Origin of the sequence: Aliinostoc sp. HNIBRCY26, assembly GCF_050235535.1 — a bacterium.
In the GTDB taxonomy this organism is placed as follows: Bacteria; Cyanobacteriota; Cyanobacteriia; order Cyanobacteriales; family Nostocaceae; genus Trichormus.
In genome coordinates this window covers 4,332,608-4,352,770 of the sequence record NZ_CP189852.1, presented here as the reverse complement: position 1 = coordinate 4,352,770, position 20,163 = coordinate 4,332,608, and the positions used below count along the sequence as shown (strand labels likewise).

The following is a 20,163-nucleotide window of genomic DNA, read 5'->3' as shown; positions in this document are numbered from 1 at the left end:
TTGGATTTTCAGGATTTTTTTTACATTATTTTCTCAGTGGAAATACTGTTTAATCCCACCTAGATTAATCATCAGCTGTACACATCAGATGCTTTAACAAATCCAGTCCTTTCTTGACTCTGCGAGAAACAGTAACCACACTAATGCCTAAATGTTCTGCTACTTGTTTTTGTGTCAAATCGTGGAGAAACACACACTCTAAAACTTCACGGGTGCGCTGTTCTAATTGAAATAAAGCTTGTTGAAGACGAATTTGATCTTCTTGTGCTAATTGAAAACTACGATAGTGATGATCAGGAACTAATTCTCCTAAACTAGTAGATCCTTCTTCCCCATCTTGTACAGGAACATCTAAACTCAACGGCGCACGATTCACCCAAGCCAGTTTAATATCTTGCCATTCTTCTAGGGAAATTTCCAATGCGTCCGCTAATTCCGCGTCAGTTGGTTGGCGATTGTACTTTACGCGTAAAGAACGGGAAATGCCTATGGCACGTTGTTGTAATGCCAAGTACCGTCGAGGGATTCTAACTGTAACGCCTTTATCTCTGAGATAGTGTTGAATTTCACCACGAATATAGGGAATAGCAAAGGAACTAAAAGCGTGACCTTTGCTAATTTCAAATCTTTCAATCGCCCGAATTAAACCCAAACAACCAACTTGAACCAAATCATCATAATTTTCACGACATTGATTCATCCAATAGTGAGCTTCCTTTCTCACTAGCCCAAAATTTAGCTGCACCAGTTGATTGCGAACAGTTTCGGAGCGAGATAGCTGATATTCTCGCAACAACTGCCAAATTTCGCACTTTAGTTCATTGGTAGTTGAGGTAGGCATAACACCGCAGTGATTAATTTAATCAAGAGACAACCAGAACTCACTTTTAAATTTGGCTGTGATTGGGTGATATCAAAGCAAATGTCCTGCTATTAATGAGAGGACAAATAAATAATTGTTTACAGATATTATTTTTTGAATGCAATGAAATTAACAATCCAGCAAAATTAAAAGGAGTGAAAATTCTTTTGTATTGAGAACTCAAAGCTCAGAACTGACAATACTTGTGAGTAATAGATTCATCGCCTAGAAACTTTTTCTCCCATGACTTCTATAGCTACAAGCATGGTTAATTCTGAATTAGGGATCCTGAATTCTGAGTTTTTTTGTTTTGTATATTGATTTGGCGTTTTTGATGTAGGTTTGTTGCATCTACATACAGACAAAATATATAATTTTCGGTTACATTTAAAACCGAAATTGTACTTAATTTAGCTACTTAACAATAATTGTGGCTCTTGCAGAGACTTGGGTAGTTACTGAAGTTTAATTTTCAGTAAGGTTACGAAAGCATCGCAGACTTATTTATCTGAACTTTAAACTGGAAAATTTTCTGGCTCGTAAATCAACATAGTTATCATGCTGAAGAGCCACATTTAAGGGGTATTATTGGGTACTTATAAAGGAGCCGTAGTCTTCAATTAGATTAAGAAAACTTTACTTTTCGTCTCTTGGGTAAGATAGTTGTTGATCATCAAAGGTCAGACAGCCGCAGTAGAGGTGCGTCAGGAATACTCATCCCCATTCTGGCTTTTGGATTCCAAGCCCAGATTCATCGCCTATGCCAATTCGGTATTACAGAGGAAGACTGTGTGGAAGAGTTTATTTTCTGCAAGTCCCTAAATTAAAAGTGTGAAGACCAACAAAAAAGGGCTATTAGCCCTTTAAAGTAAATATGAATTTTATGCTCATTTGATCTGAAATCATTTAACTAATGAACCCCTAATAAGTTAGGGGCATTAGTTAAACCTCTACAGGAGGTAAGCTAGACAAAATTTTGTCCTCAGTTTTGACAAGATTTGAGCAATCAAAAGCTTTTAGCCGCGATTGGGTTCAACTCTGGCGTAAAACAGACCACGAATTTTGACTTCCTTGGGTTCAGCAGAGCCTAAATCGGTATCAGATGGCTGTTCACTCTCGAAAGTACCGGCGATTTCACCACTAGAGCTATCCACTTTAGCTACTTGTAAGGAAATTTTACCTTTGAGAATTTCTGCACGCTTGACGTTGGCGCGGGTTAATTCTTCATCGTCAGCTTGTGCTGGTAAAGCAACAGCATTGTCATAGCCAGTGACGATACCACGACCTTTGGGGTCAAGGAAAGCAGCACCACGATAGGAAGGTACTTTAAAAGTTCCTTCAAAGTCTGTGGAAGTATTTACACTAGTTAAACCAGGTTGAGTTTGAGCAACTAGGTTCTTAATAGTGAATAGGAAGGGAACTCGCTCACCACCAGGTAATTGTACGGTAATGGCTTGGAAGTCAAGACCATCTTGTTCCTCAAAGGTCAAGCTGTTATCAGTGTTGATTTTCAGCGCACCGGAAACTTGATCAATGGTGGAAGTATATCTAGTCAACAATTTGCCAGCTACGAATTCTGCTGATTGACGTTTGTTAGCAGGCTCTTCTTTGACAAAGAAATTGGTGGGTTCTAAGCAGAGTTCTTTGATGGCGTAGGACTGGCTAGAATCCAAGGGAATTGAACCACGGCTGGTTTCTGTAAGTTGAGGGCATTTGTTAGCCAAGCCAGTGCCTCGAATTTGTTCGTAAGTCAGTATATCCCTACTGCTAGCAGCAGGCGCGTCACTACAAGCGGTGAGTAGCCCCAAGCATACAGCTAAGAATGCAGCAATTAAAGCTCGATACCTCATGGTCAACCTCAATGTCAAAAATTAGTATCTAAAGGGTTTGGGTGCATGGGTGAATACACCTTCAGATCGGGGCATAGTGCTTCAATGGCACGAAGATTGGCTTTAGCTTCGCGCGTGGCAAATGCTATGAACATTTGCGATGTCGCCCAAGTCGTTCTGTAATATGTATGTATTACTATTACATACAGCCCATTGCTTTATAAGTAAATCAGCCAGATCATACGATTTTTTTTAACTCAAAATCAAAGCACTCTGATCTCAAATAATTCGCTTGGATCGCATCTAGGTACGATAAAGTCCTTGTAAAACGTTACTGCTCACGGAATGAAAGCCAATAATCTTCGGTAAATTGAAGTAGATTTAGTTGTAATGAAGAGGGTGGGATGAGCAAAAACAGTAGTTCTGACTCAGAAGAATTATCCGCACAACTACAAAAAATAGCAATTGTGGTACATGATGTGGCGCAAAGTTGTCAAGGAAATGTAACAGCTTTGTTGAAATTGTTACGTCAGCTGGAACAGTTGCATAGAGAAGTTAGAGATAGTTCTTTTCAGGAGAGTTTACCGAACAACCGTCAGCAACTCTATGCACTGCTCAAGGATATTGAGTCAGAAGGTGGTTGGCCTTATATCGAACGGATGAGGCTGCAAGCCTTTTTACAAAATTTGTTACCGGAGGAGAATGATCACACGAGTGAGTTAGAACCCTTTGATGAAATTTTAGATAGCGATCGCCCCTAATCAGCTGTTAAGCATTTAATTTACACATTGAGGCCGCAGAGGGGCAGGTCTGTGCAGGGTGTAAGGGAGAGGGTTGACATCTTTTGCCAACATGAAATGCAATTTAAATGACGATTAGCTTATAAGCCCCGAAAATTATCAGCATTCAGTAATTTTCGGGAACGCCATCACAAAGAGAGCGATCGCTTGGTGCGACATTGTTGTTGTGTTTGAGATAATCATTGAGCCAATGACAACTACGAGATAGTAGATCATCCATATGCAAATTCCAGAGAATGATCGTATTGTCGTCACTAGCCGATGCTAATGTTTGACCATCGGGGCTAAAACTAACGCTTAAGACGGGGGATTGATGTCCGTTGAGGGTCTTAATTAATTTACCCTCACGGCTCCACAGCTTGACTGTACTATCCCAATTCGCAGAAGCCAGAATTTCTCCATTGGGGCTAAAAGTAACGGCATTGACGCTATCACCATATCCCTTCAATAAGGTCTGTAATAGCGTCCCATCCCGTCGCCAGAGGCGGATTGTGTTGTCCCAACCGGCGGAAGCTAGTAATTGGTTATTTGGGCTAAAATTCACGCCTAAAACCCAACTATCGTGGGGGGCGAAAGTTTTGATGAAAGTGCCGTTGCGCTGCCAGAGTTTAACGGTTTTGTCATCGCTAGCAGAAGCTATTACCTGACCATCGGGACTGAAGCTGACGCTGTTGATTCTAGCCTGATGACCTTCTAGGGTTTTGAGTAAAATACCGTCACGAGTCCAAAGTTTGATGGTTTTGTCTCTACTAGCTGAAACTAACAACTCACCGTCGGGACTAAAATTTACACTGAGTATGCCGTCACTGTGTCCTAGTAGGGTTTTCAATAAGGTGCCATCACGCCGCCACAGCTTGACTGTGTTGTCATAACTGCCAGAAGCAATAATTTCGCCTTTGGGGTCAATGCTGACGCTATTAACTATGTCTGTGTGACCTACCAAAGTTTTGTAAATATTTGTTTCAGTTTGACCATTCACTACTTCTCGCCGCCACAGTTTGACAGTGCGATCGCGGCTACCAGAAGCCAACATTTGACCGTCAGGACTCCAAGCAACGCTCAAAACTCGCCCTTCATGACCTCGAAGAACTGGTAAGGTTGGTGATTCCAGACTCCATAGTCTGACACTTTTGTCATAGCTGCTGGATGCTAGGGTTTTGTTATCTGGGCTAAAGGCGACACTAACAACCGCATCACTATGACCTTTCAAGGTTTTGATGAGAGTTCCTGCTTGACTCCAAAGGTTGATGGTATTGTCATCGCTGGCGGAGGCTAGCTTGGTACTGTCACTGCTAAAACTTAGACTCCAAACTGTGCTGTTATGTTGGGTTAAAGTTTTATATGGTTGAATATCCTTAATCTCTTGATTGGCGCGTTCAATTTGCCAAAGTTTGATGGTTTGGTCTCGACTAGCTGAAGCTAATAGTTCACCATTAGGGCTAAAAACTACAACTGTTACGCCCGATTCATGGGCTGGTAAGGTTTTCACCAGACTGCCATCTCTGCGCCAGATTTTCACTGTCTGATCTTCACTGGCTGAGGCTATGAATTGACTGTCAGGACTAAAACTCACCCAATTAACTTTTTTGTTGTGTCCCTTGAGGGTCGTGACTAAGCTACCATCTCGTCGCCAGAGTTTGACAGTTTTGTCTTTACTGGCTGTAGCGATTAACTCACCATCAGGGCTGAAGGTGACGTTATACACCCAATCTCCCACATTGGATAAGGTGATAGCGGGTGTGGGGTCAAATTGCTCTGTAATTGGGTCTTTGCGCCAGATGAGAACAGTTTTATCCAGGCTAGAAGAAGCTAGACTTTGACCATCTGGGCTAAAGCTCACACTAGTTACCGGACTGCTATGACCGGCAAGAGTTTGGCGTAGAGTTCCATCGGGTTGCCATAATTTGACTGTTTGGTCGGTGCTACCTGATGCTAATAATTTGCCATCAGGGCTAAATGTCACGCCCCAGACAATATCAGAGTGTCCTTCCAGGCGATTTAACTCTGTGACTCCATAAACTGCCTGTTGCAAGGCGGCGACAACGCGCATTTGAGTTTCTGGAAGAATACCTTGTGAATGTTTGAGTTTTCGCCAAGCCCGCATACTTTCTAGCAAAGCATCAAATTGCTGATTGGAAGTGTAGAGGGCTTCACTAGATGAGGCGATCGCACTAATTTGCAAGTTGGTTTCACTGCGTTCAGCGCGGATTGTTTGCAGTTCTGCGGTTCTTCTTTGGATATCAGCTTGCCACCACAGGGCAGCTATTGTACTACCCATGACGGCTAACAACACCCCCGCAATCCGTGCTTCCCTTAACCGCCTTCGTAAAACTAAATTTAACTGTTCTTGAGATACCTGTTGAGCGACTTCAGCTTGCTTTTTTTCAGACTTGACTTTTGCTAGTTCCGCTACTATGCCGTGATTATTTTTTTGGCGGATAGGTTCTACTAGATAATCATGTACTAATTGGTAGCGATCGCCTGTTTCGTCTCGCCAACGTAATACCAATCCAGAACCCACTAAAATTTCTAAGATTAATTCCCCAGGCGAATAAGGTTCTGTTGTTGGCTCACTATGATTTCTCAGAACTTTCGCCAAATCTATGTCAGTTTTGAGTGGACGTGTCCCTTTTTCGTCTGTTAATTCAAATAATAATTGCCAACTTAAATTTTCATTCTCAGCACCGCAATCTTTAATAACTTCCTCTAACCACCGCCCTACTAATTTTTTGGAACCTCCACACAGGTTGTACTGTTGTAAGGTGGTAATATTCTCTGTCTGTAATTGCGCTCCCACTATTTGCAGTTCAATGGGATGAACTTCTCCTGTCTCTCCTGCTAAATCTTGGACTAATTTGTTGATTAATTCAGCACTCATTTCATAATGAGAGTTTTGTCTGAAGCTGCAAATGATGCCCAAAGCATCTTCAATAGAAAAATTGCCTAAATAATAACGAATATCTTTGTCGAGGATATTTTTATTGATGACACCCAAGTCATATAATTTTTCCTCATTATTTTTGCTAAATCGCTCAAATTCTAATAAACAATGTATATAATCTTCTCTTAAAGAAATAAGAGTTTTAACATAGGGGATATTTAAGCATTCACTGAAAAAACAATAAAAGTTAATTCTTTGATCAGCACTATTCATAAAGAAGAATTCTTCAAACTGATCAAATATGAGAATGATTGTACAATTGCGCTCAACAGCCAAGCGGATTTTTTCTATCAGAATACTGGGCGTAAATTCAATAGCGATGGGAATATCTATTTGGGCAATAGCTTGATTGATCAAGTGACCTAAAGTTGTTAGCCAATCTGTGTATCCAGATATAAAAATTGGTAAAGGAATCCGTTCACCAATCGCTTTTCCTCTGAGAAAGGGTAGTAAACCTGCTTTCAGAAGGGAACTTTTACCCACTCCTGACGGGCCATGAATAACTGTCAGTTTATAATCAGCCCGTGTCAGTCTTTCAATTAATCTATTAATATCTTGCTGTCTACCAGATACAGATATTTCCTGGGCTATTTCTTCAGGAATGGATTCAATTTTTTGTGCAGCTAGTGCTTGATTGATTCTGTAGCGTTGCGGTTGTAACTGACTAGCACCGATGAAAGCGCGAAATCCATATTGATGTTCGATTTGAATTTTTTCTTGCTTGAGTTTAAAGGCTTCTAGATAATCATGACGTTCGATGCAATAAAGCGATCGCAATTCTTCTAAAATTTCTAAATACAATGCAGGCTCATACTGTAATTCACAAACTACCTTCGCCCATTCGAGATTGCTAATGGCTTCTTCCCAATTACCTAAATGCCATTGTGTCTTGGCTAAGATTAATAGATATCTACTTTCTTGGGGCTGAGAAATATCTGTGGCTTTTTCTGCGATCGCTAAGGATGTATTAGCTAATTCATGCGCTAATACCCAATTCGATTCTGTAATCGCTACTGTAGCTAAAAAACTATAATCTTGGGCAATTTGGGCGGCATTACCATATTTTTTATGTAATTTTAAGGCTTTTTGCGCTAGTTCTTTTAGTTCTGTCCAAGCTTGTAAATTTTGCAGAATTTCACAAGCAGCAATAATAAATTTGGCAGTTAAATCTTCCCTTTGTACTTCTGTCAATATCTCCAAACACTGTTGAAACCACGATAAAGCTCTTTGCCAATAACTAGTTTTATTCCCTCTGTGTAAATCTGCCATGCGGCGATAGCAAAGACCTAAATGAAATGATATAGTTGCCTGCCACAATTCATGGACATGATTACACTTCAGAGCATTTAAATCTTTGACCTTCCTTAATTCTTGTTGCCATAAAGCTAAACTTCTTTGATAGTGAGATAAACTACTATTGATTTGGTCGTTAGCATATTTATCTCTGCCAAGGACGAATTCTAAACTAGCTTCTAATCCAGGTTCTAGTTTTACACTGTACAACCGTAGTAAATCATTTCGGGCAGATTCAATTTCGTGGCGATGCTGAGATTTAGGATCTAAATTTAAAGCGGCATTGGAGATGAATTTCTCAGCCCCAGTTTCTAAAATTTTGGCAAATAAAGATTCTGTTTCTTGTCGGATCAAGGCAACTAAATCTTCCTTAGCCATTTCAAATTTAATTGTAGTTGCTGCCCAACTTTTAAAGTCAGGTGCTAATTTAGAAAGCACTGATGCAACTTCATCCTGTAACCACAAAATTAGAGGAAAAGAAAAACTGGCCGCATAGATATCTCTTGCTTGATTAATCCCAATAATTAAATCATCTAGGGCGATAACTGATTCTAAACCAAAAACCATCACGGCTGATGGTAAGGAATCTGTACCCACAGCAGGATGATCTAAAAATAATTCTGATGATATGGTTGTATGTAAGGAGTTAGTAGAAGATGAAAGATAAATTTCTCTGAGATTAATGTCTTGAGTGTGAGAGCGTAACTCGGCAAGCATTTGCTCTCGGAGATGACTATAATTACACCGTACTAAAATTAAAGCGAAGTGACCTTGAGAGAGATTAATAGCTCTAATTAATCTCTGTAGAGAGTTCAAATTATTAGGTGTAATTTCTGTTGTCAACTGATATGATGTGGAAAGCATATTTTTTTTAAAATTATAGATAATGAAAAAAACACAAAATATATTTACTAAATGATATGTCCACGAAAATAGGTATATCAAAAAATAAATTATTTTGCGGAATATTTCTAACTATTTCAAAAACATGATAATTCAAACATTAATAAAGTTTAAACTTATAAGTTTGAACTTTTATTGTTGAATTACTGAAGATATTGTTGGCTTACTTAAGTTGTTGCCAAGCGACGACTTTTTCTGTTTCTGCTAAGGCTGGACTAATGCCAAACCAACGGCCTCTAGGGTCGCGATATTCAAATAAGTACATACTTCTGAGTAAGCTTTGGTAGTCTGATTCACCTTTAACGCTCTGCTGTTGTACGACTTCAAATAATAATTCCCATTGACATTCATCAATAGCTAAAAGCAAATCATCACGATAGTCTTTAATCACAGCTTCTAAGCAGTCTCTAGAAAATGGTGGATCTTGTCTTTGCAAGCAACTGTAAAGTAAACCTAGTAAGTTACGTATGTGTCCACCACTGACGCGACATAAACGATCTAAAGTTTCAGAAGCATCAAATAACTCTGTAATGAATGTTTCTCTTTGCTCAGAGGGGAATTCTGGGAAGGCTCTGGCTAGAACTAATTGACGTAGCAAGGACATTCCTGGGTCATAATCACTACCATCTCTTTGTCGCACTAATACCATCGGTAAAACTTTGGGTGCGATACCTCCACCTAGACGATTTTTTAGTGCTTCGTATTCATTGGAGAAAATTAACGCTAGTGGAATCGTGTAAACTACGTGACATTTAAGCCTTCTGAGTTGTTCGCCTCTATCAATGAAGAGATATTCTGGTTGTGTGCGTCCAGAGGCCATAGGACGCATATCGACTCGATCTAAGTTGTCTACAATGACTACTAGTCCTTTTTGTCCCCGTAACTTCAGCTGTTCGGTAGCTTTTTCTAATATCTCTTCGTTAATTGCTTGCAAAATGCTGTTGGTACGAGGTTCGAGATATTGTCGGAGTTGATTGCGTAGTTGAGTGCTGTCTTTGGTTTTGGCGGTAATTTTCGCAATACCCAAGGAAAATTCGGCTTCTCCAGATAATTCTATGGGTGTTTGTAAAAAATCCCCTATTTCTTTGAATAAATTGGTGAAGTAACCAGCTTTCGGCTTGACTCCGATGGCTTCTAAGCTGACACTAACTTGACGAGCGACACTTAGTAAGATGTCACTGATGTCAATATCTGCCATATCTAAGTCTTGGCTAGACTCAAAATAAACTACATGAAATCCTGCTAATTCTAGCTCTGCTTTGAGGCGTTGTAATTCTGTTGATTTGCCACAGCCTATGTGACCTGTAAATAATTGACAAGTAGGCTCATCAGGAGAAATACGGCTGATGGTACGTTGTAGTTCTTCGACAATCTTGCATCCACGCACATCAGAAAAGTCTATATAGTATTGCCGATCTAATGTTACACCCATGTTTAAGGTGTAACTAGGATTACAGGCTTTATAGAAGCGTGACAGATTTAGTTTATTTCCCATTTTGAAAAGGTAGATGCTATTTTTCGACTTCCTGGATTCTTATTATCGCCAAATTTCAGCCTCTATTTCTATGTATTTATGCGTATTTTATTGTTTATTTGTCATAAAAGTTATAGCTACAAGTTTTGTTCTGACTCGGAAGTAGCTGGCGGTTAACAAGATTTTTCTTACAAAAACATTGACAATAAATGATTGTTTTGTCTAACTAGAAGCTACTTAGCAGATGTTTGATGCCAAAACAAATTAATCAACATTTGCAGTCTCAACTGACTAGAGCGATCGCATCACTCAACCGCGCAGTACCTGCATTTTATAAGGGTTGCTGTAAAGTGTTACTAGCAATCACACTAGTCTTCCAGGGAGCAACTATTTCATGGCAGTATTTATACTGAAGTACATCAATCATCCCCGTCTGATAATCCATTTAGACTGCAATCAACAATGAGGTATGAATGCCTGACATCGTATCTGTTTCTCAGAAAGATTTAGCTCAACGCCGTCAAAAATTCCGCCGACAACGCCGAGTCCAAATTTTGCAAACAATTTGGCGGACTGTTGCTATCAGTGGATTAGCTGGCGGTTTGCTGTGGGTGGCTGTTCAACCCATATGGGTACTAAAAACACCTAAACAAGTATTGATGCGCTCTGGTGAGCAATCACTGTCACCAGAAGCAGTTCAAACACTTCTACCCTTGTCTTATCCCCAATCTTTGTGGCGAATTCAGCCTTCAGTGATTGCTGAATCTTTGAAGAAACAACCAACTATTGCACAAGCAACCGTCAATCGTCGTCTTTTTCCTCCAGGATTAATTATTGAGATAGAAGAAAGAGTTCCCGTAGCTTTAGCACAAAAAACTAAAAATCAAGCAAATAATCAAAAAGAAAATACGGGTTTAATCGACACTAAAGGGATGTGGATACCTTTAGAAAAATACACTCTGATGAATCCGAATGAGACTTTACCTAGTCTCAAAGTGATTGGATTACCGGAACAATACGCCCAATACTGGAGTCAACTATATACTTACGTTAGTCAAAGCTCCGTTAAAATTACGGAAATTGATTGCCAAGATCCCACAAACATCAAGTTGAAAACAGAAATAGGCAATGTTTATCTAGGTGCTTTTAGTCCCCAGTTACCTGAGCAAATTAGTTTACTAAATAGAATTAGAAACTTACCTAAAAAAGTTAATCCGAGTGACATAGAATATATTGACTTGACCAATCCTGAATCACCCTTAGTACATATGATCCAAAAAAAGGCAGATGAATCTGCTAATTCTACTAATCCTTGATGTAGTTAGTCATTCATTGTTCTATAACTGATCTACATATAATCCCTGATCGCGAAATTTCTGGATAAACAACAGTTATAGAACTAAATTATTGACGAAATCGGGAAATATACCCAATTGCGAAACCTATCAACTATATTATTAAGTCAGATCAAAAGTTCTGTATCTGCTATTTGGCAGCTATGTGATCATCTAAAAACCTGACGGATGGATTATTTGTATTTTTATTAAGTGTATGTTGAATTGCCTAGATTTAACCCCTAAAACTAATCATCAGGGGATGACAGCCATTTATTCTCAGTGCTTAATTTTAGTAAATCATCAAAAAAAGCACAGCCTAAAAACCGTACATGATACGGCAATTCAGATTAAAACCAATAAAGTGAATAGTAATATTGATGATCAATCCTTAACAAAGGAAGTGTATCGTCTATGCCAAGGATATACTATGCAAAATCAGCAATGTGGCAAAAATCTTGATGTCTTGTGGAAGTTATACAGATCAATTTTAGGTAAATATAGGTATACTTCTCTAGAATAATTAGCTGTGTGAGCAGCTGCCTTCATTGCTTATCCCATAGCAAAATGCAGCACTGACAATCCTGTGAAGGTGAGCAGTAGAGACAACAATCTAATAGCATTGCCGTAAATTTAGGCAGTGTGTCACTATAGTTGATTTCTAGACAAATAACATCTGCATAAAGTCGTTTATCTACCTTTCTGAATCCAATGACACTTGATAATAACCAAGAGCTTACCTATAAAAACTCCCAATCGTTAGGGCAACCGGGTTTATCTCTAGCCGTTAACTCCTCTAACCCCTTTAATCACTCTGGGCTGAATTTTGGACAAAACCACGACAGCAAGAAGATTATCACAGAAGCTAGCAGAATCGGAGAGATTGTTCCAGGGCGAGTCGCCAATATTAAAGTCATAGGCGTAGGTGGTGGTGGTGGTAATGCGGTTAACCGCATGATTGAATCTGATGTTTCTGGGGTAGAGTTTTGGTCAATTAACACCGATGCTCAAGCTTTAACTCTAGCAGGCGCGCCTAGTCGCTTACAAATTGGACAAAAACTCACACGAGGATTAGGTGCAGGTGGGAATCCTGCTATTGGTCAAAAGGCGGCGGAAGAATCTAGAGATGAAATTGCTACCGCCTTAGAAGGGGCTGATTTAGTGTTTATTACGGCGGGAATGGGAGGCGGTACGGGTACTGGTGCGGCTCCCATTGTTGCAGAAATAGCCAAGGAAATGGGGGCTTTGACTGTGGGTGTGGTGACACGTCCTTTCGTGTTTGAAGGTCGTCGCCGTACTACTCAGGCAGAACAAGGGATTGAAGGACTCAAAAGTCGGGTGGACACATTGATTATTATCCCTAACAATAAACTTTTGGAAGTGATTCCAGAACAAACACCAGTACAAGAAGCTTTCCGCTATGCAGACGATGTATTGCGTCAAGGTGTACAGGGGATTTCCGATATCATTACTATTCCTGGGTTAGTTAACGTAGACTTTGCTGATGTGCGGGCTGTAATGGCTGATGCTGGCTCGGCGTTGATGGGAATTGGTGTGAGTTCTGGAAAATCGAGGGCGAGAGAAGCTGCGATCGCAGCTATTTCTTCACCACTGTTAGAATGCTCTATTGAAGGTGCCAGAGGTGTTGTATTTAACATCACTGGAGGTAGTGATTTAACTCTCCATGAAGTTAACGCCGCCGCCGAAACTATCTATGAAGTAGTTGATCCCAACGCTAATATTATTTTTGGTGCAGTGATTGATGACAGGTTACAAGGTGAGGTGAGAATTACTGTCATCGCCACCGGTTTTACTGGGGAAGTACAAGCAGCACCTCAACAAACTACTGCTAATACACGCGTTACACCAATGGCAAAACGGACTTCTCCCCAGCCACCGCCTACTACCCCTCCCGCCACCACTCCAGAACCTAAAGAAAAAACGGGTTTGGATATTCCTGAATTTCTCCAAAGACGACGACCGACAAAAAACTAGGGGGTTCTTAGATTTGAGATTATTAAAATTTATAGTCTTAGGTCAGGCTGAGTGCTATTGACTACTCTGCCGCAATATATTTTGATTAGCACTCTGCACCAATTGGGAATGGCAAGCATTGATTCTGAGACTGTGCTAGCAGTAAACAGAATCATCCGCACAGTTACAATCTACAAGACAGGCGCAGTTGTGTATCTACCTTTTTGATGTGTATAACTCACAGTAGAAAATTAATGCAAAATTCAACATCAATCAAAAAATTTAGATTGATGTTGAATCTTGATTGATCAAGGTGAAGTACAGCTTTTGCAACACCAAAGGTAGATCAAGTCAAAAGCATAAGCATAAATGTCAATTATTTTAGTTTTTTATTTTTCCAAAGTTTCTGCAATCCATTGAATGACTTGCTGTCCTAGTCGAGTACCATCAAGTCTGTCGATTTCGCGTACTCCGGTAGGACTAGTGACATTGACTTCTGTTAAGTAACCACCAATCACATCAATACCGACAAAAATTAAGCCGTCTTGGCGTAACTTATTAGCCACTTGCTGACAAATGTCATACTCCCTGGGAGTAATTGCTGTGGATGCGACTGTACCACCAGTTGCCATATTATTGCGAAAATCGTTACCACTCGATAATCGATTGAGTGCGCCAATAGGCTCTCCATTCAGCAGAATAATCCGCTTATCGCCGTCTTTCGCTTCAGGAAGATAGGTTTGTACCATGACAGCTAATCGCCCCTGTTGGGTGCTGAGTTCGACAATGGAGTTAAAATTGCGATCGCCTGATTGTAAAAATAAAATTCCTTCCCCAGCTTTGTTACCCAATGGTTTAAGAATTGCTGCGCCTTTTGCTTCCACAAATTGCCGAATGAACTGCTTATCAGCACTCACAATAGTTTCGGGAATAGCATTGGTAAACTGGAGAGCATACATTTTTTCGTTGGCACTGCGGATACCACTGGGATTATTAATTACCAAAGTTTTAGTTTGGTCAATGTAATCCAAAATGTAGGTAGCGTAAAGGTAAGGATCATTTACCGGTGGATCTGTCCGCATAAATACAGCATCCATCGTTTCTAGAGAGATCAAAGAACGCTGGCCTAACTTATACCAAGGATTTGCTGCTATCCAGCGTCCTTCTACCAACTGGATGGGAACTAATTCCACCTGCTGCAAAATCGCCCAAGCTTTGCTTTCTACTACACTCAGCCAATTGGCTTGAGTTACCCAGACTTCATGACCTAAAATTTGTGCTGCTTCCATCAATGCAACACTGGTATCATGACAAGCGTCAAGCTGATGGATGGGGTCAATAATAAAAGCCAGTTTCACACTTTTTGCCTCAATTGCCAGAACATTCCCAGGATATTTAATTTACATTATCTTTTGATGATCTGATTGATTGACGATTTTGGGTAGTGGAAAAGTCCCATCTCCAGTAAAATCTGATTATTCTGCTAGTAGCTCATCTAGCTTACCTTTAGCCTCTAAAGCGTGGATATCATCACAACCACCTACATGGCGATCGTTGATAAAAATTTGTGGTAAGGAACGTCTACCATTGGCTCTTTCAGACATCTGATCTCTTGCTGCTTCGTCGCCATCAATACCGTATTCGATAAAGTCAACACCCTTACGCTTCAGCAAACTTTTGGCGCGGATGCAGAATGGACAAGTCGCCCAAGTGTAAATTTCTACCTTAGCAGCCATAAAATCCTCAATTTTATTTCACACTTTTTAATTCTAGAACTTAATTCTAGAACTTTTTTATCTGTTCTAGTGACTGTAGCCTTTTTTGGTAATCAAAACGTATATTTACATAAATCTGGGAATTGAGGCTGTTATTAATATCATTGGTTATACCAATTCACGAAAATTTTGAAACAGATCCAAGTCCGAAAACCCTCAAAAAAATAGGTTCAGAAGTGTTTTTAAACTTCTGAACCCATATCTCAACTAGTTTGAAAATTGAACAGTGTTATTTACTCTTGCGAGTCATCGTCCTGCTTTTTCTTTGTCAGCCTTAAAGCACTTAAACCAAATAGACTTAGAGCTGCGATCGTACCAGGCTCAGGTACTTTCCTTGGTGGAGGAGCAGGTGGTTGATAGTAAGTCGTTGAAGGAGGTGTAAGTGTAGGAGTTGGAGTTGGTGTTGGTGTTGGGGTTGGTGTTGGGGTTGGTGTTGGGGTTGGGGTTGGAGTCGGAGTTGGTGTAGGAGTCGGTGTTGGGGTTGGGGTTGGAGTCGGGGTTGGTGTTGGGGTTGGGGTTGGAGTCGGTGTTGGAGTCGGTGTTGGTGTTGGGGTTGGTGTTGGGGTTGGGGTTGGAGTCGGGGTTGGAGTTGGTGTTGGAGTTGGGGTTGGAGTTGGTGTCGGTGTTGGGGTTGGAGTTGGAGTCGGTGTTGGGGTTGGAGTTGGAGTCGGTGTTGGGGTTGGGGTTGGTGTTGGGGGTTTGAGATTTATGAAAGATTCACTACCACTATTAACCGTACCTATTGATTGAACATGTAAACCTATACTCAAACTTCCATTTGTTAAACTTTTAACGATGTCATCAAAAATTACATCACAGTCCAAATCAAACAGCACACTAACCCATTCCCCAGGATTCACACCATTATTGGAAACTCCTCCCCCCTTTGAGTTTGCCGTTACGGCAAATTCAGGGGTAAAGTTATCATCCTTTCCTCCTGGTAATGTGCCAACACTTTTTACATACGTACCAACCTGGCTTTGATATCCACCAGTGTTCTTTGTATATCCACTAAAGTCCACGCCACTGCCGCTATCGGTAATTGATCTGATACCTTTTAACAGGTTTTGTGTTTGGTCAAAATAAATTTGGGTGATGGAAGAGGCTGCTGCACCAATATTGCTGAACTTGAATAGAACCTGGTCTGATTTACTGCCCTTAGTCACATCTAAAAATAGTTGACTTTCACCTATTGCAACGTTAGCAAGATTATTGGTGGTGATGTTATCAAATTTAAGACGTACGGTAGTGGCTGAAGTAGTTGTCGAGGTGCTTGAAGAAGTGCCGCCAATGGTAGCGGCATATGCAGGAGTAACCTTCGCTGAACCTATCACAGCGAAGGTGATGATACCGACTGCTATATAGCTTAATTTTGAGTTTAAATATTTTGACATCTTCGCTGCTTCTTTTAGAATGACGCTGAAATTAACAAAACACTTGCAGATTTCTTAGAAAATTCTCAATACAATTTGGCATAAACCAAAGATTTTTGGAAGTTTTAGCACTCCGCTTTATCAAAGTTTTAATGGCTAATAAAAAAGCCAATAATATGGCATTAAACACAGCTATCTAATGTTTTAATTTCTCTGCCAAACCAAGAAAAAATACTGATGTTTTTGCGCCGATTGAATCTATTTTAAAATTTTTTATCAGTTGATTCTACATAACAGACTTTTGATTTATATATTTAAAGTAATTTAAATATGAATTTGCGTTAAATATAGAAAAAACACGTAGATTTTCAATCAACATTCAAGAAAATATTTATGTAAATCTAACAAATTACTAAATCAAACATCATTTTTGATCCATCTTGCATAAATCTTTTTTTGCTGCACACATTAGAAATACGCACAGTAGAAGCAACTACAAGGCAAAAACGCAACGCAAAGAAAGACGCTAGCGGCGTGTCTAGACTAAAATGTTGTAAAAAAATTGTAAGGTTGGGTTGATGTAAGGAAACCCAACACCAACATCTATGTTGAGTCTTCGAGATTTATGTTGGGTTTCGCTTTGCTCAATCTAACCTACATTTAATACACTTTAGGCTTGTCAAGTCGCTAGAATTTAATGCGATTCAGCTAGTGAAATTTAAACGTCGAAAATCCTCATAAGTTCCCATTTTTAAAAGAGACTTTATAGCGATTTTATTTTCAGTATTATTTCTGATTTCAGACTAAAGATTTTATATAGTGATACAGTTCAGTTAAGGCTAAAATTTGGGAAGTTCGTAGTAAGGACTTCAGTCCTTATTAGAGGACTAAAGTCCTTACTACAAACCTTGAATTATCTACACCATTCTACTTAGTAGTCAGTATTTATGCTTTTTAATATCAACGATGAACCCAACCGTTGACAGTAAAACGACTATCAGCAAAATCTTGAGATGGGCAACTTACAGGTAGAACTTCGTGCATATATCGGCTGAGGAAAAAGACGATGCTGTTATTACGAGGTTCAACAGTTTTGTAAGACTCAGCTTGCACATAGTAGTTATTTTCAATCTTACTATCGTAGATTAATAGTTCTCCACCCGAAAATCGTTTTGGTTCTTGGTAAAAGTAATAAACATATGTTAGTTCTCTTTTAGCAGTATCTGGACTGCCATTGTCGTTATGAATTTTGTAATAATTGCCGTCATTATGTGCTGTGATTTGACCTTCTATTTGAGATATATTAAAAGATGGTATGTTTAACTTGCTTGTAATGTCGGGAACTATATTTTTAATTTTATTGATGATTAATTCATGAAATTCAGGAAATGAGTAAAGTACCATTGATCGCCGATAGTTTTCATCACTAGTAGAAGTGCTAGTAGGAATAAAATGAGATTTTCTAGCTAATACGTACTGAATTAGCTGTTCATGCTCACTTGATGATAGGAAATTATCTATTTGGATGTAATGAGAATTTAAAATATTAGAATCTATAGAGTTATTATTGTTAGTATTGTCTACTTGTTGTAGCCAAACAGGAGGTTCTGTTACTACACCAACCAGTTGATCACTAGAGAAACATAAGACTGCATGACCTTCGTTAATAGGAATTTGGAATAATTTTGAACTAGCTGATTCTTGTTTATAAGCACGAGCAGCTATTATTGTTAAGAGGCTATGGAGGATAGTTGTATCTGAATTTAAGTAAACAGTATACTGATGTCCTCCAGCTAAAAGAAGTTGGACTTTGATATTTTGAGATGCTGATGGCTGCAAATTCTGTTGTATAGACATTTGACTTGGTATTTTTTGATAGTTAAGATTGTGGTTAAAAGAAAACAAAAATACTGATTTTGGCGTTAATTTGGTAGTGTATTTGACATATTTACTAATGTCATAGTTTTAGCACGCCTGTCTTGGGATGATATCAAGTAAATGTTGTTTAAATCATCCACGCAGCTTGGAAAAAATCGTATTCGCATAACATAGCGTAGCGATATGTGGTGTGAGTTGAATTGTCAGCTTTGGCGTAATTATTGACGACATTTTCTAATTGCTGTGCCAATGGAGCGAAGTCTGCACTGCTGTAAGTCTCAATCCAGTTAGTATATCTATGATTGGGAATACCATTGCTGGCTAATTGTTCTCCTAAATAAGCATACAGTCGCATACAAGGAGACATAGCTGCCGCAGTTAACCCTACATCTGCACTCCAAGCTGTGGCTAGTAAAAAGTCAGTGTAGCGACGGGTAGCCATTCCAGGTTCTACAGTGGTTAAATCAACACCCCATTGATGAGCATAATTTTGATGCAGTTGTAGTTCTGCTAAAACTCCTCCAGCTAAGGCGTGAAATGTTGCAAAACCATGCCAGTTTGGTGCTTTAGCCGCCGCCACACTATAAGCACGAGCGAAAGATTCTAGAAAAAATGCGTCTTGTCCTACATAGTAAGCAAATTTGTGCTGTGCTAACGAACCGTCACCAATACCTTGGACGAAGGGATGTTGTAGACAGGCTTGTGCTAAGTCTTGATTTGCTTCCCATAATTGAGTAGATAGGGTCATTAGTTGTTAGTCATTAGTTGTTAGTCATTAGTCATTAGTCATTAGTCATTAGTCATTAGTTATTAGTCGTTAGTCGTGAGTTTGGTGTCAGCATTTAGAAGGGTAGGAATTGTAGTAATACTGAACCAAGGCTACCTATGAAGTCAGTCAAGGTGGGTTTACCTGCGGTGACTTTTTCTGTGTAGGGGGTTTGCACTTCTTTGATAAAGGCTTGTGATGTTTGGATTCCGGTGGTGTTTTGCTGGCTGGTAAAGAGTTTTTCTGCTGTTTGAGCGTCTTGAAATGCTCCTTCTCTGTCTAACATTTGATATTTGGCGACACCACGAGCTAAGTATGCACCTGCGTATTCTGGTTTGATGGCGATCGCTTGATTAAAATAAGTAATAGCTTGACGTTGATTACCTTTTTGACCTTCTGCTACTCCTAACGCATAAAATTCATCGGCGGTAGCAATTTGTAATGGTATCCCGACAGCTCCTTGAAAGTTAGCACCAGTTACGTAAGCACCAGTAAATTCTGTATTTCCTAGATAGCTACTCCGCAAGTCTGCATTTGCTAGATTTGCACCACCTAGTTTTGCTGCATTTAAGTTAGCACCAAATAAACCTGCACCACTCAAATTTGCACCCCGTAAGTCCGCACTGCTTAAGTTAGCACGGCTAAGATTAGCACCTGTCAGGTTAGCACCACTAAGGTTTGCTCCTGATAAATCTGCCATCACTAAACTTGCATTAGATAGGTCACAATTTTGACATTGCTTAGTCGCTATTAGCTGTTTTAAATGTTCAGGATTGACTGCTTGAGCCGTATTAGTCAGGCTAAGGGTAGTTAATAATACGGATGTGGCTAAAATTATATTTTTCATATTGGTTGAGCAAACGTTTTCTTCGGCACTCAAATCAACTAAGACAAATTTATACTTGAGCTTATGATAAGCGTATCCTCAGAAAATTGCCCTCAGTGAACCAACGAAACTGAG

Annotated in this window: 15 protein-coding genes; 5 read left to right on the top strand and 10 right to left on the bottom strand. The window is 39.6% G+C overall.

Features of this window, described 5'->3' with window-relative positions:
* Positions 1 to 64: 64 nt before the first annotated feature.
* Positions 65 to 841 carry an RNA polymerase sigma factor SigF gene (locus ACQFX9_RS18400; RefSeq protein WP_236142775.1) on the bottom strand — a complete coding sequence of 259 codons (777 nt, stop codon included), beginning with the start codon at positions 839 to 841 and terminating at the stop codon, positions 65 to 67.
* A 1,037-nt stretch (positions 842 to 1,878) separates the two neighbouring features.
* Positions 1,879 to 2,712, bottom strand: coding sequence for a photosystem II manganese-stabilizing polypeptide (locus ACQFX9_RS18395; RefSeq protein ID WP_427157526.1), 834 nt, complete (start codon positions 2,710 to 2,712; stop codon positions 1,879 to 1,881).
* Between the two features lie 383 nt (positions 2,713 to 3,095).
* Between ACQFX9_RS18395 and ACQFX9_RS18390 the strand changes: the two genes are divergently transcribed.
* Complete coding sequence (locus tag ACQFX9_RS18390) at positions 3,096 to 3,452, top strand: hypothetical protein (RefSeq protein WP_236142777.1); 357 nt, start codon at positions 3,096 to 3,098, stop codon at positions 3,450 to 3,452.
* 145 nt (positions 3,453 to 3,597) lie between these two features.
* On the opposite strand, the gene ACQFX9_RS18385 is transcribed toward ACQFX9_RS18390, so the two are convergent.
* Positions 3,598 to 8,589 (bottom strand): hypothetical protein, encoded by a 4,992-nt coding sequence (locus ACQFX9_RS18385; protein WP_427157525.1) that lies wholly within the window; start codon positions 8,587 to 8,589, stop codon positions 3,598 to 3,600.
* Between the two features lie 202 nt (positions 8,590 to 8,791).
* Positions 8,792 to 10,123, bottom strand: coding sequence for a P-loop NTPase fold protein (locus tag ACQFX9_RS18380; protein ID WP_427157524.1), 1,332 nt, complete (start codon positions 10,121 to 10,123; stop codon positions 8,792 to 8,794).
* Between the two features lie 230 nt (positions 10,124 to 10,353).
* Here ACQFX9_RS18380 and ACQFX9_RS18375 point away from each other — a divergent pair, with 230 nt between their 5' ends.
* The 4 genes from ACQFX9_RS18375 (at position 10,354) to ftsZ (ending at position 13,431) form a co-directional block, all read left to right on the top strand.
* Entirely contained in the window at positions 10,354 to 10,515 is a 162-nt protein-coding gene (locus ACQFX9_RS18375; protein ID WP_427157522.1) for a hypothetical protein, read from the top strand.
* Between the two features lie 60 nt (positions 10,516 to 10,575).
* Positions 10,576 to 11,418 carry a cell division protein FtsQ/DivIB gene (locus ACQFX9_RS18370; RefSeq protein WP_427157520.1) on the top strand — a complete coding sequence of 281 codons (843 nt, stop codon included), beginning with the start codon at positions 10,576 to 10,578 and terminating at the stop codon, positions 11,416 to 11,418.
* Between the two features lie 235 nt (positions 11,419 to 11,653).
* Complete coding sequence (locus ACQFX9_RS18365; protein WP_427157519.1) at positions 11,654 to 11,959, top strand: hypothetical protein; 306 nt, start codon at positions 11,654 to 11,656, stop codon at positions 11,957 to 11,959.
* Between the two features lie 188 nt (positions 11,960 to 12,147).
* A complete protein-coding gene (gene ftsZ, locus ACQFX9_RS18360) occupies positions 12,148 to 13,431 on the top strand; it encodes a cell division protein FtsZ (protein WP_236142782.1) in 1,284 nt (427 codons plus the stop codon).
* A 368-nt stretch (positions 13,432 to 13,799) separates the two neighbouring features.
* Here ftsZ and gshB read toward each other — a convergent pair whose 3' ends face one another.
* The 6 genes from gshB to ACQFX9_RS18330 form a co-directional block, all read right to left on the bottom strand.
* Positions 13,800 to 14,768, bottom strand: coding sequence for a glutathione synthase (gene gshB, locus ACQFX9_RS18355; RefSeq protein WP_427157517.1), 969 nt, complete (start codon positions 14,766 to 14,768; stop codon positions 13,800 to 13,802).
* 117 nt (positions 14,769 to 14,885) lie between these two features.
* Complete coding sequence (gene grxC / locus ACQFX9_RS18350; RefSeq protein ID WP_427157515.1) at positions 14,886 to 15,146, bottom strand: glutaredoxin 3; 261 nt, start codon at positions 15,144 to 15,146, stop codon at positions 14,886 to 14,888.
* 272 nt (positions 15,147 to 15,418) lie between these two features.
* The gene (locus ACQFX9_RS18345) at positions 15,419 to 16,579 is read right to left on the bottom strand and encodes a hypothetical protein (protein WP_427157514.1); all 1,161 of its coding nucleotides are present in this window, start codon (positions 16,577 to 16,579) and stop codon (positions 15,419 to 15,421) included.
* 939 nt (positions 16,580 to 17,518) lie between these two features.
* The gene (locus tag ACQFX9_RS18340; protein WP_427157512.1) at positions 17,519 to 18,415 is read right to left on the bottom strand and encodes a 2OG-Fe(II) oxygenase; all 897 of its coding nucleotides are present in this window, start codon (positions 18,413 to 18,415) and stop codon (positions 17,519 to 17,521) included.
* A gap of 148 nt (positions 18,416 to 18,563) precedes the next feature.
* Entirely contained in the window at positions 18,564 to 19,184 is a 621-nt protein-coding gene (locus tag ACQFX9_RS18335) for a TenA family protein (RefSeq protein WP_427157510.1), read from the bottom strand.
* Positions 19,185 to 19,278: 94 nt separating this feature from the next.
* Positions 19,279 to 20,049: a pentapeptide repeat-containing protein gene (locus ACQFX9_RS18330; RefSeq protein ID WP_427157509.1), complete on the bottom strand. Its 771-nt coding sequence runs from the start codon at positions 20,047 to 20,049 to the stop codon at positions 19,279 to 19,281.
* Positions 20,050 to 20,163: the final 114 nt, after the last annotated feature.